The organism is Paenibacillus chitinolyticus (assembly GCF_045038035.1).
Lineage (GTDB): Bacteria > Bacillota > Bacilli > Paenibacillales > NBRC-103111 > Paenibacillus_F > Paenibacillus_F chitinolyticus_A.
Window position 1 is genome coordinate 2638170 of the sequence record NZ_CP173427.1, and the last position, 26412, is coordinate 2664581.

Annotated in this window: 9 protein-coding genes; all 9 read left to right on the top strand. The window is 56.1% G+C overall.

The genetic code is table 11. The annotated features are described in order from the left end of the window. Positions 1–64 precede the first annotated feature (64 nt). The 9 genes from ACI48J_RS12040 to ACI48J_RS12080 all read left to right on the top strand — a co-directional run bounded on the left by ACI48J_RS12040 (position 65) and on the right by ACI48J_RS12080 (position 26404). Positions 65–15112 (top strand): amino acid adenylation domain-containing protein, encoded by a 15048-nt coding sequence (locus tag ACI48J_RS12040; protein ID WP_405082925.1) that lies wholly within the window; start codon positions 65–67, stop codon positions 15110–15112. Positions 15113–15217: 105 nt separating this feature from the next. After that, positions 15218–18469: a non-ribosomal peptide synthetase gene (locus ACI48J_RS12045; protein ID WP_405082926.1), complete on the top strand. Its 3252-nt coding sequence runs from the start codon at positions 15218–15220 to the stop codon at positions 18467–18469. A gap of 31 nt (positions 18470–18500) precedes the next feature. Further along, positions 18501–20285 (top strand): ABC transporter ATP-binding protein, encoded by a 1785-nt coding sequence (locus ACI48J_RS12050; protein ID WP_405082927.1) that lies wholly within the window; start codon positions 18501–18503, stop codon positions 20283–20285. Continuing rightward, entirely contained in the window at positions 20282–22015 is a 1734-nt protein-coding gene (locus ACI48J_RS12055) for an ABC transporter ATP-binding protein (protein WP_405082928.1), read from the top strand. The genes ACI48J_RS12050 and ACI48J_RS12055 overlap by 4 nt, the downstream gene beginning before the upstream one ends. Before the next feature lie 233 nt (positions 22016–22248). Continuing rightward, positions 22249–23688, top strand: coding sequence for a helix-turn-helix domain-containing protein (locus tag ACI48J_RS12060; RefSeq protein ID WP_405082930.1), 1440 nt, complete (start codon positions 22249–22251; stop codon positions 23686–23688). A gap of 129 nt (positions 23689–23817) precedes the next feature. Then, complete coding sequence (gene deoD, locus ACI48J_RS12065; protein ID WP_405082931.1) at positions 23818–24531, top strand: purine-nucleoside phosphorylase; 714 nt, start codon at positions 23818–23820, stop codon at positions 24529–24531. After that, positions 24528–25709, top strand: a complete 1182-nt coding sequence (locus ACI48J_RS12070) for a NupC/NupG family nucleoside CNT transporter (RefSeq protein WP_405082932.1) — start codon at positions 24528–24530, stop codon at positions 25707–25709. Before deoD ends, ACI48J_RS12070 begins: the two co-directional genes overlap by 4 nt. 41 nt (positions 25710–25750) lie before the next feature. After that, positions 25751–26005 carry a hypothetical protein gene (locus ACI48J_RS12075; protein ID WP_405082933.1) on the top strand — a complete coding sequence of 85 codons (255 nt, stop codon included), beginning with the start codon at positions 25751–25753 and terminating at the stop codon, positions 26003–26005. Between the two features lie 135 nt (positions 26006–26140). Beyond that, entirely contained in the window at positions 26141–26404 is a 264-nt protein-coding gene (locus ACI48J_RS12080) for an HPr family phosphocarrier protein (RefSeq protein WP_326050302.1), read from the top strand. The last annotated feature ends 8 nt before the right edge of the window (positions 26405–26412 follow it).

Below are 26412 nucleotides of genomic sequence, written 5' to 3' on the forward strand. Positions count from 1 at the left end.
GCGTGCGGCGCATTCCGTATGCAACCCGCCGGATCGCTTTTTTTAACGAAAAGAGAGGGGAACGATGAAGGTGGCTTTTGAAAAAGAAATCCTTTTTTGGAACGAAAAATTTTCAGGTGAAGACGATTCGCTTACCCTGCTGCCGTACAGTAAGGCTCCAACCCACGCGGCTCCAAGCGTTCTGTCCGTTTCCGGTACTTTGTCCGGCGCAGCGGCGCAGCGGGTCATTCAAATGAGCAAGGGCGCGCCGCTGGCCGCCTATATGATTTTGCTGGCGGGAGTTCAAGTCCTGCTGTACAGGTATACAGGTGATTCCGCTGTTCTTGTCGGCATGCCGGTTGTGAAGAAACCGCAGGAGACGCGGCGGACCATTAACCATACGGTTATTCTCAAGAATAGGATCGGCGGCGAGTCCACCTTCAAATCGGTGTTGAACGAATTGAAGGTTTCTCTTCCCGAGGCTATCCGTCATCAGCACATTCCGTTCCTCAAAATGACGGAGAAGCTGGAGCTTCAATACGCGGACGGAGTGCCGGTCGTCAACACGCTCGTTTCTCTGAATGAGCTGCACGGCACTGACGTCGGCGGGAATGTGGTCTGCGACTGCCTGTTCCAGTTCCGTCTGGAGGACGGTTCGATCCATCTTCAGATTTGGTACAACGAACATTTGTATCACGCGGAATTTATGAACGGGGTGGTCGATCATCTGGACCGTCTGCTGGCAGGCGGTTTAAATAACCTTGATCAGGAAGCGGCAGGGGCGGCTATGCTGTCTCCGGAGGAAGAGCGCCGGCTTGTTCACGCTTTTAACGAGACGGAAACGGACTATGAGTCGGAAAAAACGATTCACGGGCTGATCGAGGAGCAGGCTGCCCGCGTTCCGGAAGCGACAGCGGTAGTTTTCGAACAGGAACGTCTCACCTACCGGGAGCTGAACGAGCGGGCGAACCGGCTGGCGCGTACGCTGCGGGCGAAGGGTGTGCAGCCGGATCAGCTTGTCGGCCTGATGGCCGGACGCTCGCTGGAAACGGTCGTCGGCATCTTAGCGGTACTGAAAGCCGGAGGCGCGTACGTGCCGATCGACCCCGAATATCCCGAGGAGCGCATCCGCTACCTGCTGGAAGATTCGGGCGCGAAGCTGCTGCTGACTCAGCGGCGGCTGCTGGACCGCGTTCCGTATGCGGGAACTGTACTGGCACTCGATGACGAGAGCTCCTACAGCGCCGATGGCGCCAATCTGGAGCCGGTTAGCGGACCGGACCATTTGGCTTACGTCATTTACACGTCCGGAACGACGGGTAAGCCTAAGGGCGTGATGTTGGAGCATCACGGACTCGTCAGTTTGAAGAACATGTTCCGGTACACGCTGGGCATCACCGAAACGGACAGAGTCGTCCAGTTCGCGAGCCTGTCGTTCGACGCGTCGTGCTGGGAAGTGTTCAAGGCGCTGTTTTTCGGAGCCGCTCTCTACATTCCGACGGCCGACACCATTCTTGATTATCAGCTTTTCGAGCGCTACATGAACGAGAACGGCATCACGGCCGCGATCCTGCCGCCTACGTACGCCGCCTATTTAAACCCGGATCATATGCCGGGGCTGCAAAAGCTGATTACCGGCGGCTCGGCCGTATCGGCCGAATTCGTGCAGCAGTGGAAAGACAAAGTGCGGTATTTCAACGCCTACGGCCCGACGGAAGCGTCGATCGTCACTGCGGTCTGGGCCGCCGAGCCGAATAATACCGGTTTGAAATCGGTCCCCATCGGCCGTCCCATTCATAATCACAAGATTTATATCGTGGACAAACACGGGCAGCCTGTGCCTGAAGGAGTAGCGGGTGAACTGTGTATTGCAGGTGTCGGTCTGGCGAGAGGATATTTGAATCGCCCCGAGCTGACGGCGGAGAAGTTCGTCGACAACCCTTTTGCCTCCGGCGAACGGATGTACCGGACCGGGGATTCCGCCCGCTGGCTTCCTGACGGGAACATCGAATATATGGGCCGGATCGACCACCAGGTGAAAATCCGCGGCTACCGGATCGAGACCGGCGAGATTGAAGAACAGCTCCTGAAAATTCCGTCCGTACAGGAAACGATCGTTATCGCCCGCGAAGAAGAGAGCGGACTGCAATTGTGCGCTTACGTTGCGGGAGACCAGTCGCTGACCGTTAGCGATCTTAGAGCAGCGCTGTCGCAAAACTTGCCGGGTTATATGATTCCGGCGCATTTCGTGCAGCTGCCGAGGATGCCGCTGACGCCGAACGGGAAAATAGACCGGAAGGCGCTGCCTGCCCCGCAAGGAAACGCGCTGGGGAGAGGCGAGTATGTTGCGCCCCGAAACGAAGCGGAGCAAGCTCTTGCCGACGTTTGGAAGGCTGTGCTGAATACCGAACGGGTCGGAGTAACGGACCACTTCTTCGAGCTCGGCGGTGATTCCATCAAGTCGATTCAGGTTTCCTCCCGGCTGCACCAGGCCGGCTACAAGCTGGAAATTCGCGACTTGTTCAAATACCCGACGATCGCGCAGCTCAGCCTGCATGTGAAGCCTGTCGCCCGGACGATCGATCAGGGAGAAGTGACCGGAGCCGCCGTTTTGACTCCCATTCAGCAATGGTTTTTCGAGCGTGATTTCGCGGATATACATCACTTTAACCAATCCGTTCTGCTGCACCGCAAAGACGGTTTCGATGCGACGGCTCTCCGCAAGGTGCTGCAGAAGTTAACGGAGCATCATGATGCGCTGCGGATGGCTTTCCGCAAAACGGAGCACGGCTATACGGTCTGGAACCGCGGAATCGGGGAAGGCGAGATGTACAGCCTGGAAATTTCCGATTTCAGGGAGGGGGCGAATTCGGGAGCCGCGGTCGAAGCGAAGGCGAACGAAATTCAGAGCGGGATCGGGTTGGAAGACGGGCCGCTTGTAAAAGCGGGCCTGTTCCGCTGCGCGGACGGCGATCATCTGCTTATCGCGGTTCATCATGCCGTCGTCGACGGTGTATCGTGGCGGATCTTGATGGAAGATATCGCGCTTGGGTACGAGCAGGCCGGCAAAGGGGAAAGCATCCGTTTTCCCGCGAAAACCGATTCCTACCTTGCCTGGTCCAATCAGCTCGCGGCCTATGCGCAAAGCCCGGACATGGAGAAGGAGCGGGCCTATTGGCAGGACGTGGAGCGTACACCCGTGCCTCTTTTGCCGAAGGATATGGAAGCGGAGGACTCCCTGCAGCGGGACAGCGAGTCGCTCTTTGCCGTTTTGACTCCGGAGGAAACGGAACTGCTGTTGAAACGGGTGCACCGGGCCTATAACACGGAAATGAACGATATCCTGATTGCCGCTCTGGGAACAGCCGTGCAGAAATGGAGCGGACATGACCGGGTCCTTTTAAATCTGGAAGGTCACGGACGTGAGTTCATCGGAACGGATATCGACATTACGCGGACGATAGGCTGGTTTACGAGCAAGTTTCCCGTTGTGCTGGAGCCGGAGAGCGGCAAAGACTTGGCGCATCAAATCAAAGCGGTCAAGGAAAGTCTGCGCCGGATTCCGAACAAAGGGATCGGATACGGGGTATGCCGGTACCTTTCGGAGAAAACGGACGGCTTGGTTTGGGGGGCCGAACCGGAAATTAACTTTAACTATTTGGGCCAGTTCGACGACGATCTGCAAAACAACGAGATGGGCCTGTCGCCTTATCCGGGCGGCAGCCCGGCAAGCGACCGGCAGGCACGCAGCTTCGTGCTGGATATTAACGGCATGGTCCTGGACGGTTCGCTGTCGCTTGACCTGAGCTACAGCCGGAAGCAGTTTCACAGAGCGACGATAGAGAAACTGGTTTCGCTGCTGGAGCAGAGCCTCCGGGAAATTATTGCCCACTGCGCGGCTGAGGAACGGACGGAGCTGACGCCGAGCGACGTGCAGTTCAAGGGACTGAGCGTTACTGACATGGAACGGATTGCCGAAGACACGGCACCTATCGGCGAGATCGAGAATATCTACACACTTACACCGATGCAGAAGGGGATGTGGTTCCACAGCGCGATGGACCCGCAGACGGGCGCCTACTTCGAACAAGCGCGTTTTACGCTGCTGGGCGAGCTGGATGTCGATGTTTTCTCCAAAAGCTGGGCCGAATTGGCCGCGCGGCATGTTGTGCTGCGGACTAATTTTTACAGCGGCGCGGGCCCAGAACCTCTGCAAATCGTGTACCGGGATAAGCCGGTCGGCTTCGAATATGAAGATCTGCTGCATCTGGATAGTGCAGAACTCACAGCCTATACCGATAAGAAAGCGGAGGAAGACAGGCTGCGGGGCTTTGATCTGGAACGGGATGCGCTTGTGCGCGTCACGGTACTCCGGACGGATGAGCGGCGCTACCACGTGCTGCTCAGCTTCCAGCATATTCTGATGGACGGCTGGTGCTTGCCGCAGCTTACGCAGGAGTTATTCGAAACGTACTCGGCTTACGTCCGGAATGTGAAGCCGGAGCGGATTGCGTCAGCGGACTACAACCAGTACATCGAGTGGCTGGAGAAACAAGATGAAGAAAGTGCTTCCGGCTATTGGTCCGGTTATCTGGAAGGGTATGACGGACAGACGGAGCTTCCCAAAAAGACCGATGCGAAAAGCGGACCGTTTCTTCCGGAGCATGTCGTTTGCGAGCTGGGCAAAAACTTGAGCGAACGGATGGAGCATACGGCCAAACAGCAGCATGTCACGTTAAACACCTTGCTGCAATCGGCATGGGGCGTCGTTTTACAAAAGATTAACGGGACGGGCGATGCAGTGTTCGGCAGCGTCGTCTCGGGAAGACCGGCTGAGATTCCGGGAATCGAAGAGATGATCGGACTTTTCATCAACACGGTACCGGTGCGGGTAACGAGCGAGCCGGACACGACTTTTGCCGACGTCATGGTCAAGGTGCAGGAGCAGGCGCTGGAATCCGGCCGTTACGATTATTATCCGCTGTATGAGATCCAGGCGCGAAGCTCCCAGAAGCAGGATCTTATCCACCACATTATCGCATTCGAAAACTATCCGATGGACGAGCAGATGCAGCAGGCGGGCGGCAGCCAAACGGGCGGTCTGACTGTTACGGATGTCGAGATGGCGGAACAGACGAATTACGACTTTAATATGACGGTCGTGCCGGGAGAAGCCGTCGAAATACGTTTCGATTACAATGCCGGTATGTTTGCAAAAGAGGATGTCGAGCGTTTAAGTGGGCAGCTCATGTACGTACTGGAACAAGTCGTGAACGATCCCCGGGTCAAAGTGGGCGACTTGGAGCTGGCGACGGCGGCTGAAAAAGCGCAAATTATTGAAGCGTTCAACGACACAACGACGGATTTCCCGCGGGATAAAACCCTTCATCAGCTGTTTGAGGAACAGGCGGAACGGATACCGGATGCGGTGGCGGTCGTGTTTGAGCAAAAGGAACTTACGTACCGCGAGCTGAATGAGCGGGCGAATCGCCTGGCGCGTACGCTCCGGGGCGAAGGAGTCGGCCGGGACTGTCTCGTAGGCATTGTTGTCGAACGTTCCGTGGAGATGATCGTCGGCATTATGGCCGTGCTGAAAGCCGGCGGCGCTTATGTGCCGATCGACCCGGAATATCCGGAAGAACGTATCCGGTACCTGATCGAAGACTCGGGCGCCCGGGTCATGCTGACGCAGCGTCATCTGCAGGAACGGATTCCCGTCCAAAGCACCCTGATCGTACTGGATGACGAAGGGTCTTACCACCCCGTCGGGTCGGAATTGGAACGAATCAACGAATCGGCCGATTTGGCCTGTGTGATCTATACCTCGGGAACGACCGGGAAGCCGAAAGGAAACCTGGTGTCCCACCGGAACATTATCCGGATCGCACGAAATACGAACTATGTCGAGATTACGGAGCGGGACCGGGTTCTCCAGTTGTCCAGTTATTCTTTTGACGGGTCGATTTCCGACATTTTCGGCGCTTTGGTCAACGGGGCGGGCCTCGTTCTCATTCCGAGAGAGATCATGCTGGAAATCGGGCAACTGGCCGAATTGATCGAAAGGCAGCGGATTACGGTTTCGCTCATTACGACCGCTTTTTTCAACGTGCTCGTGGATGTAAATGTGGATTGCTTGCGGCATATGCGGGCCATTCTGTTCGGCGGAGAGCGCGTTTCGGTCGGTCATGTCCGTAAAGCGGTCGCTCATCTGGGACCGGGCAAAATCATTCATTTGTACGGCCCTTCGGAGAGCACGGTGTACGCGACGTACTATGTGGTGAACGAAGTGGCCGAGGACGCCGTGAATGTTCCGATCGGTCGTCCGATCAGCAATACGACGGCCTATATCGTGGATGCCCGCAACAATCTCCAGCCGATCGGTGTAGCCGGAGAGCTGTGCGTAGCGGGCGAGGGCTTGGTCCGGGGATACCTGAACCGGCCTGAATTGACGGCGGAGAAATTTGTGGACAATCCTTTCGTTCCCGGAGAACGCATGTACCGCACAGGAGACGTGGCGAGATGGCTGCCGAACGGAACGATCGAATATGTGGGCCGGATGGACGATCAAGTGAAAATCCGCGGCTTTCGGATCGAGCTTGGCGAGATAGAGGCGCAGCTGCTGAAGGTGGAATCCATCCGGAAAGCGACTGTGACCGCCCGTGAAACCGCCGGCGGAGATAAACAGCTGTGCGCCTATTTCACGGCGGACGGCGAGCTTCAGGCAAGCCGGTTAAGAAGCGCCTTATCCCGCGAGCTGCCGGGTTATATGATTCCTTCGTACTTTGTTCAGATGGAGGAAATGCCGCTGACGACTAACGGCAAGGTGGACCGCAGAGCGCTCCCGGCGCCGGAACTCAGCTTGCAGGAGGGGACGGAGCATACGGCTCCGCGGACTCCGCTGGAAGCGGACCTGGCCGCAATCTGGCAGGGCGTACTGGGACTGGAGAAGGTTGGCGTGAAGGAAAACTTCTTCGAACTCGGAGGACATTCTCTGCGGGCGACAACGCTTGTCAGCCGGATACGCAAAGAGCTTCACGTGGATTTCCCGCTGAAGGATGTCTTTGTTTATTCGACGGTAGAGGAGATGGCTCAAGCGATTGCAAACTTGACGCGGCTTTCGTTCTCTTCGATCCCCAAGGCAGAGGAAAGCGAGTATTACCCGCTATCTTCCGCGCAAAAAAGGCTGTTCATCCTTCAACAGCTCGAAGGGGCGGACCAAAGTTACAACATGCCGGGAGCTTTGCTGCTGGAAGGAGAGCTTGACCGGGATCGTTTTCAAGAAGCGTTCAGAGGTCTGATCGCGCGTCATGAGACGCTTCGCACCGGTTTTGGGATCATAAACGGGGAAGCGGTGCAGCGGATATACAGCGACGCGGACTTTTCGGTCGAGCATATTCGGGCAAGCGAAGAAGAGGCGGGCGAAGCCGTGCAGAAGTTCATCCGGCCGTTCGACTTGGCGGCGCCGCCTTTGCTCCGGGTTGGCTTGATCGAACTGACGGCGGACCGGCATATTCTGATGTTCGATATGCATCATATCGTGTCCGACGGCGTTTCGATGGATGTGCTGGTGGAGGAGTTTGTCCGGCTGTACAGCGGCGAAGAACTGGAACCACTGCACATTCAATACAAGGACTACGCGGTATGGCAGCAATCGGAGGCGCAGAAAGAACAGTTGAAGCGGCAGGAAGCTTACTGGCTCGATGTTTTCCGGGGAGAGCTGCCCGTACTGGAACTGCCGACGGATTTTGCCCGTCCCGCCGTACAAAGCTACGAAGGACAGACATTTGAATTTTTTGTCGACGCGCAGAAGAGCGAGGCTTTAAAACGTCTTGCGGCAGAAAGCGGCTCGACGCTTTACATGGTGCTGCTTGCGGCGTATACGGTGCTTTTGCATAAATATACGGCTCAGGAAGATCTGGTCGTTGGGACTTCCATTGCCGGAAGAACCCACGGGGACGTGCAGCCGCTGATCGGAATGTTCGTCAATACGCTGGCAATCCGCAATTACCCGGCCGCAGAGAAAACGTTCCTGAGTTATCTGAAAGAAGTCAAAGAAACGACTCTGGGCGCATACGAGCATCAGAACTACCCGTTCGAGGAACTGGTCGAAAAGGTTCAGACGGCTCGTGACTTGAGCCGCAATCCGATTTTCGATACGATGTTCTCTCTGCAAAACCTGGAGAACAAGGAATTTGAGCTGGAAGGGCTTAAGCTCACTTCCTATCCGAGCGAGTACGGCATGGCGAAGTTCGACCTCAGCTTAGATGTCGTGGAAGAAAACGGCGGTCTCGAATGCAGCTTGGAGTATGCGACTTCCTTGTATAAAAAAGAAACAGTGGAACGGATGGCGCAGCATTTCGAGCAGCTGCTCGGTGCCATCGCCGAGAAGCCGGAGGCGAAAATCGCCGAACTGGAACTGCTGACTCCTTCCGAAAAAGAGCAGCTGTTCGAAGCGTTCAATCCGGCCATGTCCGAGCTTCCGCAGGTGCAGACGTTCCACCGGCTGTTCGAGGAACAGGCGGTCCGGACTCCCGATGCGGCGGCCGTCGTCTACGAAGACAACCAGCTGTCGTACCGGGAGCTTAACGAGCGGGCCAATCGGCTGGCCGGAACACTGCGCGCTGGCGGCGTCGGCAGAGAGTCCATCGTCGGCATTTTGGGCGAGCGTTCGGTGGAGCTGCTCGTCGGGGTCATCGCCGTATGGAAAGCGGGTGGCGCGTACGTACCGCTTGACCCGGATTATCCGGCCGACCGCATCCGGTTTATGCTCGAAGACAGCGGAGCGACGGTGCTGCTGACGCAGACTTCTCTCAGAGAGAGTGCCGGGGCTTGGCTGGAAGCGGAAGAGACGGCGTTGCGCGCGATCCTTTGTCTGGACGACGAACAGTCGTACGGCGGGGACGGAGAGAATGCGGCTATCGGAAGCAGGGCTGACGACAGCGTGACCGTCGGCGATGCGGACGACACCGCACAGCGTGCCGGAACGTCTGCCGGTCAAGAAGCCGCCGGCTGCGCAATCGGCCCTACGGCTGACAGCGCAGAGTCCGGCAGCTTGTCCGCATCAGGCACACCGGACGGCATTCCTTACGAGACCCAGCCGCACGATCTCGCCTACGTGATCTACACGTCCGGCACGACGGGACGCCCTAAAGGTGTCATGATCGAGCACCGCAGCCTCGTGAACACGGCGGCCGCCTACCGCCGGGAATACCGGCTGGACCGGTTCCCGGTCCGCTTGCTCCAGCTCGCGAGCTTCTCCTTCGACGTGTTTGTCGGAGATATCGCGCGGACGCTGTACAACGGCGGCACCGTGGTCATCGTGCCGAAAGACGACCGGATCGACCCGGCCCGCCTGCACGGCTGGATCCAAAAACAGCAGATTACCGTGTTCGAATCGACTCCGGCGCTCATCGTGCCGTTTATGGAGCACGTAGCCGAAAATGCGCTTGATATGAGCTCGATGGAGCTGCTCATCACCAGCTCCGACAGCTGCAGCGTAGGCGATTACCGCGTGCTCCAGGAACGATTCGGCTCGCAGTTCCGGATCATCAACAGCTACGGGGTCACGGAAGCGGCGATCGATTCGAGCTTCTACGACGAGCCGCTGGCGAAGCTGCCGGAGACGGGCAGCGTGCCGATCGGCAAAGCGTGGCTGAACGCACGGTTCTACATCGTGGACGCGCACCTGAACCCGGTGCCGGTCGGCGTCCTGGGCGAGCTGTGCATCGGCGGCCCGGGCGTGGCACGGGGCTACTTGAACCGTCCGGATCTGACGGAAGAGAAGTTCGTGGACAGCCCATTCGTCACGGGCGAGCGTCTGTACCGCACGGGCGACTTGGCCCGGTGGACGGCGGACGGCAACGTCGACTTTATCGGGCGGATCGACCACCAGGCGAAAATCCGGGGCTACCGGATCGAAACCGGCGAGGTCGAGTCGCAGCTGCTCCAGGCGGACGGTGTCCGCGAAGCGGTCGTGATCGTGCGCGAAGACGGCGGCGGGCAGAAAGCGCTGTGCGCGTACTACACCGCCGAAGGCGAGCTGGCCGCAAGCAGCCTGCGCAGCGCGCTGGCGCAGGAATTGCCGAGCTACATGATCCCGTCGTATTTCATCCGGCTGGAGCGGATTCCGCTGACGCCGAACGGGAAAGTCGACCGCAAGGCGCTGCCGGCGCCGGAAGCAGGCGCGGACGGAGGCGCGGAATATATCGCGCCAAGGACGCCGCTGGAAGCGAAGCTGGCCGCCATCTGGCAGGACGTGCTCGGTCTTCGAAAGGAAATCGGCATCCGCGATAACTTCTTCGACCTCGGCGGACATTCCCTGCGGGCGACGACGCTTGTCGGCAAAGTGCATAAGGAACTGAACGTCGATCTGCCGTTAAGAGACGTTTTCCGGCATTCGACGGTTGAAGAAATGGCGCGTGCAATCGCGCGGATGGAACAGCAGGAGCATGTCTCCATTCCTCTTGCCGAAAAACGGGACTATTATCCGCAATCCTCGGCGCAGAAGCGGTTGTACATTCTCAACCAGCTTGAGGGAGCGGAGCTGAGCTATAACATGCCGGGAGCGCTGCTGCTCGAAGGGGCGCTGGACCGGAAGCAGTTCGAGGAAGCGTTCCGCAGACTGATTGAGCGGCACGAGACGCTGCGCACGGGCTTCGAAATGGTGAACGGGGAAGCGGTGCAGCGGGTATATGCGGCCGTGGACTTCTTCGTGGAACATTTTTCCGCGTCCGAGGAAGAAGCGGCTGAAACGGTGCGGGGTTTTGTCCGACCGTTCGATTTGGCCAAACCTCCTTTGCTGCGCGTAGGCTTGGTTGAGATGGCGGCAGAGCGGCACGTTTTACTGTTTGATATGCATCATATCGTTTCCGACGGCGTTTCGATGGACGTGCTAGTGGAAGAGTTCGTTCGCTTATACAGCGGAGAAGCGTTGGAGCCGCTGCGCATTCAGTATAAGGACTACGCCGTCTGGCAGCAGTCCGAAAGGCAGAAAGAGCACCTAAAACGCCAGGAAGCTTACTGGCTTGACGTTTTCCAGGGAGAGCTGCCGGTGCTGGAACTGCCGACGGATTATGCCCGTCCCGCCGTCCAGAGCTATGAAGGGCGGACGCTCGAATATTTCCTGGACGCCCGGAAAAGCGATGCACTGAAGCGGCTTGCGGCGGAAACCGGAACCACGCTCTACATGGTTCTGTTTGCGGCCTATACGGTAATGCTGCATAAATATACCGGGCAGGAAGATCTTATTGTCGGCACACCGATTGCGGGCCGGAACCACGGTGATGTGGAGCCGCTGATCGGAATGTTCATTAATACGCTGGCGATCCGCAGCTATCCGGCCGCGGAGAAAACGTTCCTCTCCTACTTGCAGGAGGTCAAGGAAACGACTCTCGGCGCGTACGAGCACCAGAACTATCCGTTCGAGGAGCTGGTGGAAAAGGTTCAGGTTGCCCGGGATTTAAGCCGCAATCCGATTTTCGATACCATGTTCACGCTGCAAAATACGGATAATAAAGACTTTGAACTTGAAGGTCTCCGGCTGACCTCGTATCCGAGCGACAGCGCCATGGCCAAATTCGATTTGAGCCTGGATGTGATGGAGGACAGCGGCGGTTTGGATTACAGCTTTGAATATTCGACCGCTTTATACAAGAAAGAAACGGTGGAACGGATGGCGCAGCATTTCGAGCAGCTGCTCGGTGCTATCGCCGAGAAGCCCGAGGCGAAAATCGCCGAACTGGAACTGCTGACTCCTTTCGAAAAAGAGCAGCTGCTCGAAGCGTTCAATCCGGCCATGTCTGAGCTTCCGCAGGTGCAGACGTTCCACCGGCTGTTCGAGGAACAGGCGGTCCGGACTCCCGATGCGGCGGCCGTCGTCTACGAAGACAACCAGCTGTCTTACCGGGAGCTTAACGAACGGGCGAACCGGCTGGCGACAGCGCTGCGCGCGGGCGGCGTCGGCAGAGAGTCCATCGTCGGCATTTTGGCCGAGCGTTCGGTGGAGCTGCTCGTCGGTGTCATCGCCGTATGGAAAGCGGGAGGCGCGTACGTGCCGCTTGACCCGGATTATCCGGCCGACCGCATCCGCTTTATGCTCGAAGACAGCGGGGCAACGGTGCTGCTGACGCAGACTACTCTTAGAGAGGGCGCCGAGGCTTGGTTGGAAGCGGAAGAGACGGCGCTGCGCGCGATCCTTTGTCTGGACGACGAAAAGTCGTACAGCGGGGACGGAGAGAACGCGGCTATCGGAAGGATGGCTGACGACAGCGTGACCGTCGGCGATGCGGGCGACACCGAACAGCGTGCCGGAACGTCTGCCGGTCAAGAAGCCGCCGGCTGCGCAATCGGCCCTACGGCTGACAGCGCATCGTCGGGCAGCTTGTCCGCATCAGGCACAGCGGACATCGACTCCGCCGAGACGCAGCCGCACGATCTCGCCTACGTGATCTACACGTCCGGCACGACGGGACGGCCCAAAGGCGTCATGATCGAGCACCGCAGCCTTGTGAACACGGCCGCCGCCTACCGCCGGGAATACCGGCTGGACCGGTTCCCGGTACGGCTACTCCAGCTCGCGAGCTTCTCCTTCGACGTGTTCGTCGGAGATATCGCGCGGACGCTGTACAACGGCGGCACCATGGTCATCGTGCCGAAAGACGACCGGATCGACCCGGCCCGCCTGCACGGCTGGATCCAAAAACAGCAGATTACCGTGTTCGAATCGACTCCGGCGCTCATCGTGCCGTTTATGGAGCACGTAGCCGAAAATGCGCTTGATATGAGCTCGATGGAACTGCTCATCACCAGCTCCGACAGCTGCAGCGTAGGCGATTACCGCGTGCTGCAGGAACGATTCGGCTCGCAGTTCCGGATCATCAACAGCTACGGCGTCACGGAAGCGGCGATCGATTCGAGCTTCTACGACGAGCCGCTGGCGAAGCTGCCGCAGACGGGCAGCGTGCCGATCGGCAAAGCATGGCTGAACGCGAGGTTCTACATCGTGGACGCGCACCTGAATCCGGTGCCGGTCGGCGTCCTGGGCGAGCTGTGCATCGGCGGCCCGGGCGTAGCACGGGGCTACTTGAACCGTCCGGATCTGACGGAGGAGAAGTTCGTGGACAGCCCGTTCGTGACGGGCGAGCGTCTGTACCGCACGGGCGACTTGGCCCGGTGGACGGCGGACGGCAACGTCGACTTTATCGGGCGGATCGACCACCAGGCGAAAATCCGGGGCTACCGGATCGAAACCGGCGAGGTCGAGTCGCAGCTGCTCCAGGCGGACGGCGTCCGCGAAGCGGTCGTGATCGTGCGCGAAGACGGCGGCGGCCAGAAAGCGCTGTGCGCGTACTACACCGCCGAAGGCGAGCTGGCCGCAAGCAGCCTGCGCAGTGCACTGGCGCAGGAATTGCCGGGCTACATGATCCCGTCGTATTTCATCCGGCTGGAGCGGATTCCGCTGACGCCGAACGGGAAAGTCGACCGCAAGGCGCTGCCGGCGCCGGAAGCGGGCGCGGACGGAGGCGCGGAATATATCGCGCCAAGGACGCCGCTGGAAGCGAAGCTGGCCACCATCTGGCAGGTCGTGCTCGGTCTTCGGAAGGAAATCGGCATCCGCGATAACTTCTTCGACCTGGGCGGACATTCTCTGCGGGCGACGACGCTTGTCGGCAAAGTGCACAAGGAACTGAACGTCGATCTGCCGTTAAGAGACGTTTTCCGGCATTCGACGATTGAAGATATGGCAGCGGCAATCGCCAACATGGAACGGCAGGAGCATGTCTCCATTCCTCTTGCCGAAGAGCGGGACTATTATCCGCTCTCGTCGGCGCAAAAAAGGCTCTTTATCCAGCACACGCTGGAAGGGGCGGATGAGCTTTACAACATGCCGGAAATGCTGCAGCTCGAAGGGCCGGTGGATATCGGCCGGATAGAGGAAGCTTTCCGGACATTGATCGCAAGGCACGAGACGCTTCGCACCGGATTTGAAATGGTTCACGGAGAACCGGTTCAACGGATACACGATCAAGTGGAATTCGCAGTCGAAACGAGCAAAGCCGTCAAAGAAGACACGGCACAAATCGTCCGCAGCTTCGTCCGTGCGTTTGACTTACGGACACCGCCTCTGCTTCGCGCAGGCCTGATCGAACTGGGTCCGGAGCTGCACATTCTCATGTTCGATATGCACCATATTGTCTCCGACGGTGTTTCCATGTCGATATTGGTGGACGAATTTTCTCGGTTGTATGCGGGAGAAGAGCTTCCTCCGCTGCGAATTCAATACAAGGATTACGCGGCATGGCAGCAGAGCGAAACGTACAAAGAACGCACACGGCAGCAGGAGTCGTACTGGCTGGAAGCGTTGGCCGGCGATCTGCCCGACGTGGAGCTTCCGGCCGATTATGAGCGGCCGCGGGTACGTAGTTATGAAGGCGGTCATCTGGAATTTGAAGTCGGCGCGGATCTCACCGCTAAGCTGGGCGATCTGGCAGCCTGGTCGGGAAGCACCTTGTTTATGATCCTTTTATCCGCCTACAACGTGCTGCTGTCCAAATACAGCGGAAAAGAAGATGTTATTGTCGGAACGCCCGTTGCAGGCAGAACGGATGCCGATCTGGAGCCGGTTATCGGCATGTTCGTCAACACGCTGGCGATCCGCAACCGGCCTGCCGGCGGCAAAACCTTCCTTTCCTTCCTGGAGGAAGTGAAGGAATCGGCGCTGGGAGCTTTCGAGCATCAAGACTATCCGTTCGAAGAGCTCGTGGAGCGCTTGAATGTGAAGCGGGAAGCAGGCCGCAATCCGCTGTTCGATACGGTATTCGATATGCAGAATATCGAGGAACACGAGGCTTCGCTCGGAACTCTTCGTCTCAAGCCTTATGAGCTGGACGATCTGGAAGAAGCGAAATTCGACCTCACCTTGTTCATGTCGGAAGACAACGGCGCGCTCGGCGGAGGGTTCTTTTACGGGACGAAATTGTTCAAAGAGGCGAGAATCCGGACAATGGTCCAGGATTACTTGCATATCTTGTCCCAGATTTGCGAAAATCCCGAAAGCCTGTTAAGCGAGATCCAATGCCTCAAGCTTTCGAACGGCACGAAGAATTCGGTAGAAGCGATTGAATTCGCTTTTTAGACAAAGCCCTGCCGGGTACTAGTCGTTCATGCCTGAAGAGTGTGTGTCCGGAAACGGGGGCATGCACTCCGGGTATGAGCCGATATCATTTTAGGGGAGGTACGCATGAAATCGTTGTTTGAAAAGGAAGAAATGTATTGGAAAGAAAAGTTCAATGCCGATGACAGCTTGACCTTTCTTCCTTACAATCAATCCCCCAAAGCCGCAGCCGGCCCGATTTCCGAAGGGAGTCCGGACGTTGTCAGCCTCAGGCTGCCGCCCGCGCTGTCCGAAAGAATTCTCCGACTTGCCAACGGTTCGGATTTGGCCGTTTTTATGATCGTGCTGGTCGGAGTAAACTGTCTGCTCCACACTTACGCTAAGCGGGATAACGTGCTCGTCGGGATTCCGGCGCAAACGGGCCCCGGAGACGAACCCGCGATCCACGATTTTCTCCTGATTAAAACGTACATAAACCGTCAAAGCACGTTCAAATCTCTGCTTGGTCAAGTTAAGCTGGCGATCGGCGAAGCGCTGGAAAATCAGCATCTTCCGTTCCGGAAAATGACGGGTTCCCTGAATATCGAAACGACTCCCGAAGGGACCCCTATTCTGAATACGATTGTTACCTACAAAAACATCCATACAGCGGATATTCAAGGAAAAGCCGCTGCGGATACCGTTTTTCAGTTCGATTCGAATGATAACTCTATCGGGTTGAACGTGAGTTTTAACAGCGGGCGCTATAACTGCGATTTTATTGAAAAAGCCGCCGGGCATCTCGTGCAGCTTATGTCCGTCCTGTTAGTTCAGCCGGATCTTGAACTCGGTGGAGCGGATATGCTCTCGCTTTACGAAAAGCAGCAGCTGCTTGTTGATTTTAATAACACGGAAACGCACTATGAACGGAAGCAAACGATTCATGGGCTGATCGAAGAGCAGGCAGCCCGCGTTCCGGAAGCGACAGCGGTGGTTTTCGAACAGGAACGTCTCACTTACCGGGAGCTGAACGAGCGGGCGAACCGGCTGGCGCGTACGCTGCGGGCGAAGGGTGTGCAGCCGGATCAGCTTGTCGGCCTGATGGCCGGACGCTCGCTGGAAATGGTCGTCGGCATCTTAGCGGTGCTGAAATCCGGCGGCGCATATGTGCCAATCGACCCCGAATATCCCGAGGAGCGCATCCGCTACCTGCTGGAAGACTCGGGCGCGAAGCTGCTGCTGACTCAGCGGCGGCTGCTGGACCGCGCCCCGTATGCGGGAGCTGTACTGGCACTCGATGACGAGAACTCCTACAGCGCCGATGGCGCCAATCTGGAGCCGGTTAGCGGACCGGACCATTTGGCCTACGTTATCTATACGTCCGGAACGACGGGCAAGCCTAAGGGCGTGATGGTAGAGCACCACGGGCTGGTCAGCTTGAAGAACATGTTCCGGTACACGCTGGGCATTACCGAAACGGACAGAGTCGTCCAGTTCGCGAGCCTGTCGTTCGACGCGTCGTGCTGGGAAGTGTACAAGGCGCTGTTTTTCGGGGCCGCTCTCTACATCCCCACAGCCGAGACCATTCTGGACAACCGGTCGTTCGAGCGTTTCATGCACGAAAACGAAATTACGGCCGCGATCCTGCCGCCTACGTACGCCGCTTATTTAAACCCGGATCATATGCCGGGGCTGCAAAAGCTGATTACCGGGGGCTCGGCCGTGTCGGCCGAATTCGTCCAGCAGTGGAAAGACAAAGTGCGGTATTTCAACGCTTACGGTCCGACGGAGGCTTCGATCGTTACCTCGGTTTGGACGGCCCGCACTGACGATATCGGACTAAAATCGGTCCCGATCGGCCGGCCGATTCAGAATCACCGGATTTATATTCTGGACGACCGTCTGCAGCTTGTGCCGGCGGGCGTAGAAGGAGAGCTGTGCATCGCGGGAGAAGGGTTGGCGAGAGGATATTTGAACCGTCCCGAACTGACGGCCGAGAAGTTCGTGGACAATCCTTTTTCGCCGGGCGAGCGGATGTACCGGACCGGAGACCTGGCTAGGTGGCTGCCGGACGGGAACATCGAATACAGGGGGCGGATCGACCATCAGGTGAAAGTCCGCGGTTACCGGATCGAGACGGGCGAAATCGAGGAGCAGCTTCTGAAAGTACCGTCCGTACAAGAAGCGATCGTCATCGCCCGGGAGGAGGCGGACGGTCAACAGCTGTGCGCTTACTTCGTGGCGCAATCGAAGCTGACGGTCTCAGGGCTGAAGGAAGCGCTGGCTAAAGAGCTTCCGGGTTACATGATCCCGGCGCATTTTGTGCAGCTGCTCCGGATGCCGCTGACGCCGAACGGCAAAATCGACCGGAAGGCGCTGCCCGCCCCGGAAGAGAGCGCGGAGCAATCGGCGGAATATATCGCGCCCCGCACGCTGATGGAAGTGAAGATCGCCCAAATCTGGAAGGACGTGCTCGGCCTCCGGAGGGTCGGCGTGAAAGACAATTTCTTCGATCTCGGAGGGAGCTCTCTGAGCCTGATGCGTTTGATTCAGGCGGTCTATGACGAAACCGAAATCGAAGTGCCGCTGAACCAGCAGTTCAAGAATCTCACCGTGGAAGCGATGGCGTTCGGAAGTAGCGAATCGGGCCTGGAGACAAAAGGCCAATCTTTTATCAAGCTCAATAAAACCGGCGCCTTGAATGTATTTTGCTTCCCGCCGGGAAGCGGATTCGGCATCGGGTACCGGGAACTCGCGAACCTTCTGGACGAACGTTTCGTCCTCTACGGGACCGATTTCATCGAAGATTCGGAAAGCTGCGAAGCGATGCTGGATGACTATGTCGACGAAATCGTGCGCATTCAGGAGGAAGCTCCTTACGTGCTGCTCGGCTACTGTTTCGGCGGAAATTTGATGTTCGAAGTCGCTCAGAGGATGGAGAAGAGGGGTTTCCGCGTCTCGGATTTGATCATGGTGGATTCCTGGATTAAGGAGACATTGACGCCCGCAGAGACGACTGAAAGCGAATGGCAGGAAATACTGGAGGATTTATCGGATACGGAAAAAGAAATGATGGCGAACCCCGTTATCCGCGAGCGTGTCAGCAGCAAGGTGCGCGCCACATTGATGTATGAAGCGCAGCTCATAAACAGGGGGACGGTTGAAGGGCATATCCATGAGCTGATCGCCGAAGACAGCGACGCCTTCCGGCTGGAGCACGGCCTGCCGTCCTGGCGCGGAGCGGCTCAGGGGACCTACACGGAGTACAAGCTTGCGGGCGCGCACGAGAAGCTGCTCGAACCGGAATGCCTGGACGGAACGACCAAAGTCATCCTCCGGATTCTGGAGGAAATCGCTCGGCGAAACGGTGCATCGCCAAAGGTGCTGCATGGAAGCTGACGGCCGCTCCATCGCCGGGAAGGGGGACCCAATGGCGGCGCAAAAAAGCAAACGCGTCTACGCTGCATGGAAAGCATTCCGCTGGATATTAACGTTTGTAAACCGTCACAGAGGCTGGATGATCGCAGGTACCGTATCCGCGATTGCGGCAGCCGTCATCGAAGTGTGGACGGGCAGTTTGATCGAACAGCTGACATCCCAGGCCGAGAACGGAGCGGGGCCGGTTGTCATCGAAATCGTGTGTACCGTTTTTTTCGTCATACTGATCGGAGTGCCCGCGAAATACTTGATGATTTACGGAGTAGAGAGGAGCAGCGCTTCGGCGGTGAGAGATATCCGCAACCATGTGATGAACCATATCGGCAAATTGCCTATTCATTATGTGGAAAAACAGCATTCCGGCGATATTCTATCCCGGATCAGCAGCGATCTTCAGCTTATTCATCAATTTATGAGCCGGGATTTGGCCCAGTGGTTTTATCATCCGCTGCTGTTCGTGGGCTGTTTCACCTATCTGATCTGGATTCAATGGGAGCTGATGATGTACAGTCTGCTGCTTTTTCCCGTCTCGCTGCTTGTGTCGCACTGGATCGGCAAGCAGCTTCAGCAGCTGACGGAAGAGGCCCAGGCAAACATGGGACGGATGAATATGAACCTGCAGGATACGCTCGGCGGTATGCCGGTGGTGAAGAGTTATTTGCTGTCGGGGCTGCTGTTCCGCTCCTATCAATCCCTTCTGCTTCTGACGGCTCAGAAGAAACTGGCCGTGAAAAAAAGGGAAGCGTGGGTCAATCCTCTCCTGTCCACACTGATGCTCAGCCCGATCATTTTTGCCGTAAGCTACGGAAGTTATCTGATTTCCAAAGGGGAGCTCGGCACCGGAGAATTGATCGCGTTTCTTTATTTGCTGAATCTGTGTTTGGAGCCGCTCGATCATATTCCCGAGTTGATCACGCGTACGTTCGAGATGTCCGGCGCTTTAAAGCGGGTTTCCGATATTTTGGAACAGCCTGCGGAAAATCAGGAGGGACACGCGATTACAAAAACCGCCTCGCCGCCGGTCGAGTTCCGGAACGTCTCCTTTTCTTACGAAACCGGCTCTCCGATTCTTCAAAACTTGAGTTTCACGGTGCCCGAAGGAAAAACGATCGCCCTGGTTGGCGCGAGCGGCGGAGGCAAGAGCACGGTTTTCAAGCTGTTGTGCGGCTTTTATCCGCTGGAGGACGGGGACGGAAACATCTGTGTATTCGGCCAGCAGGTAAAAGGCAGCGACCCGGAGCAGCTGCGTTCCCACTTCTCCGTTGTGACCCAGGAGTCCTACTTGTTCAGCGGCACCGTAGCCGACAATATCGCGTACGGCCGGCAGGACGCGTCCATGGACGAAGTGATCGCTGCCGCAAAATCGGCGCAAGCGCACGCGTTTATCATGAGTCTGCCCGAGGGGTATCAGACGTATGTCGGGGAACGGGGCGGCTTCCTTTCGGGAGGACAGCGTCAGCGGATCGCCATTGCCCGGGCGCTTCTCAAGGATGCTCCCATTCTGCTGCTCGATGAGCCTACATCCGCATTGGATCCGGAGTCCGAGGGCGCTGTGCAGGAAGCCTTGCAAGTTCTTATTAGAGAAAGAACGACAATCGTCATCGCCCACCGGCTGTCTACCGTTCAGAATGCGGATGAAATTTGGGTTCTGGAGCAGGGAAGGCTTGTGGAAGCCGGGACTCATGCGCAGCTTCTGGAGAAGAAAGGGCTGTACGCCCAATCGTTCCTCCAGGAGTTTACCGGTCATGCGGAAAGCAAGGAGGTGGTCTATACATGAAGGGCGGCGGGTTAATCTCACAGGTGAAAGAACTCGTGTACTTAATGAGATTCATGAGCCGCAGACGCAAAATTCATTACTACACGGGTCTCGGTATTACGGCGGTCAACCAGACGCTGTTTCTCGTTTCCTTCAGCCTGGTTGTCCAAAATCTGGTCAACTTTGCCGATTACCGCGATTCGGCCCTGATGTATCGCGCTTTCTACATCCTTGCGGGGGCCCTGCTGCTGGAAAATGTCATTTCCCCCTGGTTTACGTACTTATATCAGCGCAGCGTCGAATTTACGATTGTGGACGTTCGTGAGCGCCTTTACCGGAAATTTTGCCGGCTCCGGCCGAAATATTTGGAACAGACGCACCACGGAGACCTGATGTCACGGGTAAATAACGATGTGGCCGCGGTGGAACTCACCTTTACCAGCATTTATTTCATGCTGCTGCTGCAAGTGGTGTTCAGTGTTGGCTCCATCATTTCGATGGTGCTGATCGACTGGAGATTCGCCTCCGTTTCGCTGCTTGTTCTGCTTGTTTCTTTCTCGATCAGCGCCCGGTTTGCCCGGCAAATCCGTGTCCTTTCCGAGAAGTCGCTGCAAACTTTAGCCCGGATGACCGAAAAGTTTAAAGACTTTATCGGAGGCATTCAGCTCGTGAAATTGTTTCATATCCGTCCGGTTTATTCCCAGTACCGGAGCCTGAACGAAGAAGTGACCCGGCTTGCCGAGCAAACCGCAAGGAAGAACGGGCTGCAGGCCGCCGTCAACCATTTTGTCAGCTATGTCACGTTCTGCGGAATTATCGTCATCGGAAGTCTGCTATATGCTTACGGGCTGATCGGGATGGGAAGCGTTGCGGCGCTTGCCGTTCTCCAGATCAACCTGACCCATGCAATTATGAATTTCGGGACGGTGCTGTCTATGGCGCAAAATTCGTTAGCCGGCGCCCACCGGATCGAGGAAATTTTATCGGAGGAAGAAGAGCCGGAAAGGTTGGGATTGTCCGATCCCAAAAGGACTTCGGAGGCGATGGTGGAGTTCCGGGACGTGGAATTTTCGTATCAGGCGGACAAAAAAGTGCTGTGCAGGATGTCCATGCAGGTATATCCGGGACAGGTCGCGGCTATCGTGGGCGCAAGCGGGAGTGGCAAAAGCACCTTGATCAAGCTGCTGCTCGGCTTCTATCCCGTGGACAGCGGGGAAATTTTGCTCGGCGGCAAACTCTTCGGCGCTTACACGCTGGACGAAATTCGCGGGCAGATCGCTTATGTGCCGCAGGAGCCGTTTCTGTTCAGCGGAACGATCGAGGAGAACATCCGATACGGCAACCCGCAGGCGACTGCGGAGGACGTGATCGAGGCGGCCAAGGCCGCGTATGCCCATCATTTTATCGAGGAGCTGCCCGGCGGATATCAAACCCAGGCAGGGGAGCGGGGAGCGTCTTTGTCCGGCGGACAAAGACAGCGTATCGCGATTGCCAGAGCCATCCTGAAAAATGCCCCGATTCTGCTCCTGGACGAAGCGACGTCCGCACTCGACAACGAGTCGGAGCACTGGGTGCAGCAGGCTCTGAACGAGCTGATGAAAGGGCGGACGACGATTTTGATCGCCCACCGCCTAAGCACGGTGGAGAAGGCGGATTCCATTACCGTGATGAACCAGGGCACGGTTGTGGAGCGGGGAACGCACCGGGATTTGCTGGCTAAGGGCGGCTATTACGCGAGGCTGTACGGCTGACAGACCCGGACCCGGCAGAAAGTTGTGTCCTATGCCCGCGCAGGGCAGAACATCCTAACCGCAGTCCGGTTAACCGGACTGCGGTTATTTTGCGTGCGGAAGGGAACAACTGTTGAAGAGCCGTTGGTATGTATATGCTAATCCGGACTGGAAGCAAAGCATGGATAATCCCCACCATACCGGTATAATGAGGGTACGAAAGTCGGGCGATACCGGATCTGGAAGGTGATGAAATGAACAAAGATTTTAAGCTGATGAAGGCGCTGACCGAGCTGCTGGATTCCGAAGAACGGTGGTTTACTTTCGGAGAGGCCGAAAGGAAGCTGGGCATATCGGACAAGTCCGTCCGGAAATTGGTGGAGGAGATAACGGCGCTTATGCCGGGCACAATGAGTATCGAAGTTTCCAGAGGCAAGGGCATCTTCTTCCGCCGCGAACGTCACGGACCGACTATCCGGGAAGTGCTTGTGGAGCAGTTCAGGCAGACATCTTATTACCGCCTCATGCACAGGTTGTTCATTTACGGAGGCCGGGCTTCTGCCGAGGAGCTGGCGGAATTCCTTTATATGAGCGCTTCGTCGTTTAAAAAATTCATTATTCAACTGAATCGGGAAGATCTGCAGCCGTCCTGTCTGCGGCTCGCTTATTCTTCTCCTGCGCTTAAAGGAAATGAAATACACATCCGGTATTTTTACTGGAAATTATTTTCCGATTCGCACCCATATACAGGCTGGCCGTTCGCAGAGGTTGATTATCGGCAAATCCAGGAATGGATAACGGAATTGGAAGAGGAGCAAGGGATCGTTTATTTTCTGAATGCCAAACGGAGCCTGATTTTCCTGATTGCCGTTACGCTGGAAAGAATCCGGCAGGGACATTCCGTTTCGGTAAGCCGGAAGCTTTACGACTGGGAAAACGGCGCGTTCTATGAATCGGTCCGCCGTTTAGGCGGAAAGCTTGGACAAGAATACGGCCTGGACATTGCCGGGGAAGAAATTTATTTTCTGCAGTCGTTATGCAGCCTGAGTCAATACCATTACCGGAACGAAAAGGAAATGGCCTTGGAGCAGGAAGCGGCTCTCCGTAGGAACGATGAGCCCAAATACCGGATGATTAACAACCTTTTACCTTTGCTCATGGAAACCTTCCATTCGTTAGGTGCCGGCGACCGGTTTGTAATGGAAATGTGCGAGTTTTTCGAAAAGCTGATGATCGATAATGCCATTCCCGAACTGATGGCGGTATCGAAAAGCCGGCTGATCGCCTACATGCGCCAGGAAGAGCCTCTTATTTACGAAGGGGTAACGGAGTGTATAAACCGGTGGAGCCGTGAATACCCCGCCGTATCGGTCAGCTCGTACCATCTCGTCAAGCTCGGTTTTATCGTCAGCTCCAATGTCCGGTACAAAAGCAAAAAGGCTTTTCTTATTATCGGTGAAGAGTTTTCCGTCCGTCATTATGTGGCCAACCGGATTAAAAGAGAGATCGGCGACGAGTTGACGATCGAAACTTCCATCTTGCATGAACTAAGCGATGAAACCGTGCGTGAGCGTGAGATTGATTTTATTATAAGCACGATGCCTGTTGCGCTGAAAACCGTGCCCGCTGTGATTATTTCCGCCATACCGACGAAAAGGGACCTGGAAAACATCCGCAAAGAACTGCTTGAGTAAACGCTTGGTCCCGATTTCTCCGTATTCAACGGCTTTTATGTGTCTAGTTTCCGGCCCCGGATTCTTTTATGCTGTGGTTGAAAGCGGTTGCGAACCGCCGATCCACGACAATCGAGGAGGAAACACAACATGAGTATCCACTTGGAAGCCCAACCCGGAGAAATCGCCGAACGCGTCCTGCTGCCGGGAGATCCGCTGCGCGCTAAATTCGTAGCCGAGCATTTCCTGAACGATGTGCGCTGTTATAACGAAGTGAGAGGGATGTACGGCTATACCGGGTTTTATAAAGGGGTTCCCGTGTCGGTTCAAGGTACCGGCATGGGAAATCCTTCGATGAGTATTTACGTGACGGAGTTAATCCGGGATTACGGAGCCAGGAAACTGATCCGGATCGGCACTTGCGGCGCGATGCAAAAAAATATCCGGATCCGCGATCTTGTGCTGGCCCAGGCGGTCTCGACGGACAGCAACATGACGGACAAAATTTTTCATGGCTGCAGTTACGCCCCTACGGCCGATTTCGGCATGCTGACACAGGCATATGAAGGCGCAAAGCGGAGCGGCGCCAACGTATTTGTCGGGAATGTATATAATTCCGATGAATTTTACCGCCAAACCCTAGACAGGCTGCATACGTTTATGGAGTTCGGCGTTCTCGCCGTCGAGATGGAAAGCACCGCGCTTTACACGCTTGCCGCCAAATACGGAGTCAAAGCGTTGAGCATTTTGACGGTGGGCAGCCAGCTTCTTACAAACGAACGTTCCGCGCACAAAGACAGCGAGCAATCTTTCAATCAGATGGCCGAAGTCGCCCTGCAGACGATTATTGAGGATGCCGTATGAAATATGCGGTAGCTTTGATCGGGCTTATCGTCATTTTGTCGCTCGCGTGGCTTGTCAGTTCGGATAAGAAAAAGATCAAGTACCGGCCGGTCCTCGTCATGATTTCTCTGCAAATCATTTTAGGCATGGTTCTGCTTAAAACAGGCGTAGGCGAATTTCTCGTAAAAGGATTTGCGGACGGGTTTGCCAAGCTGCTCGGCTTTGCTAACCAAGGAACGGATTTTGTGTTCGGCGGGATCGTAAACGAAGGAATTCATTCGTTTTTCTTCCACGTCTTGATGCCTATTGTCTTTATGTCCGTCCTTATCGGAATCTTGCAGTATTACAAGATATTGCCTTTTGTTATCAAATACATCGGGCTTGCCTTAAGTAAAGTGAACGGAATGGGAAAACTGGAATCTTACAATGCGGTCGCTTCCGCGATTTTGGGACAGAACGAAGTCTTTATCTCTATCAAAAAGCAGATCGGGCTGCTGCCGAAAAACCGGCTCTATACGTTGTGCGCGTCCGCGATGTCGACGGTATCCATGTCGATTGTCGGTTCCTATATGACGATGTTGAAGCCGGAGTATGTGGTGGCCGCACTGGTGCTGAATCTTTTGGGCGGATTTATTATCGCATCGATCATCAATCCGTACGAGGTGAAGGCGGAAGAAGATATTTTGGAAACCCGTGAAGAATCGAAACAGACGTTCTTTGAGATGCTTGGCGAGTATATTATGGACGGCTTCAAAGTTGTCGTAATCGTCGGCGCTATGCTGGTCGGGTTTGTTGCTCTCATCGCCATGATTAACGGCATTTTCAGCGGTGTTTTCGGAATTTCATTCCAAAACATACTCGGGTACGTTCTTGCGCCGTTTGCTTTCCTCATAGGTGTCCCTTGGGAGGAGGCCGTAAAAGCGGGAAGCATTATGGCTACCAAAATTGTGGCGAATGAGTTCGTGGCTATGCTAGATTTTGTGAAAATTCAAAACGATTTCAGCGAACGTACCCGGGCAATCGTGTCCGTGTTCCTAATCTCGTTCGCTAACTTCGGTTCAATCGGTACGATCGTCGGCGCCGTGAAAGGGCTGAACGAGAAGCAGGGCAACGTAGTGGCCGGATTTGGGCTGAAGCTCTTATACGGAGCGGCTCTCGTGAGTTTTCTGTCGGCGACGATCATAAGTATCGTATTCTGATAGAGCCTCATCACAGCGGTTTTCAGGGATGATCAGATCCCTTGGATCGCTTCGATGGTCGAAAATTGCGTGCCGGGATTCACCGCCGAAGAAGCGAGAATTCACGCTCTAGCAGATCTCCTATAAAAGAATACAAAACCACCGGCTGCGAAGTGCCGGTTAATCAGCCGGAAGCGATTTTACGTTTCCGGTTTTTCGGTTTTTGCAGAAAAGCGGCTCCCTCCGGCAGGGGCGGAATGGAGCCAAAAGCTGCTTATGGTCACGAATTTGGCTGGAACCCCATTCCTTTCCTTTAAGTTGTTGGCAGAAGGATCGGGAGGATTTTTTTGTATGGTATTCCGCATACAGGAACAGCTTTATTGCCGGGTATCCGAAACAGCGATTACGATACAGGAAGGCAAGACCATTCAGATGTTTAGGGGGATACAGACATGAAAAAGAAACAGATGGAGATGAAAACAAACGGCTTTCCCGTCATCCAGGCCAAGCTGTTTGCGCACAAGGCGGCGGAATACGAATCGGAGGTCCGGGTCGTGTGGGAAGAGAAAAACATTATCTCCGACGGAAAGAGCATTCTGGGCTTGATGGCCATGGAAGTCAAACAAGGCACACGGATTCTGCTTACGGCGGAAGGGACAGATGAGCAACGTGCCGTGGAAGAACTGGTGAACTGGCTGGAGACGTACCGGGGTTAAGGAGCGAA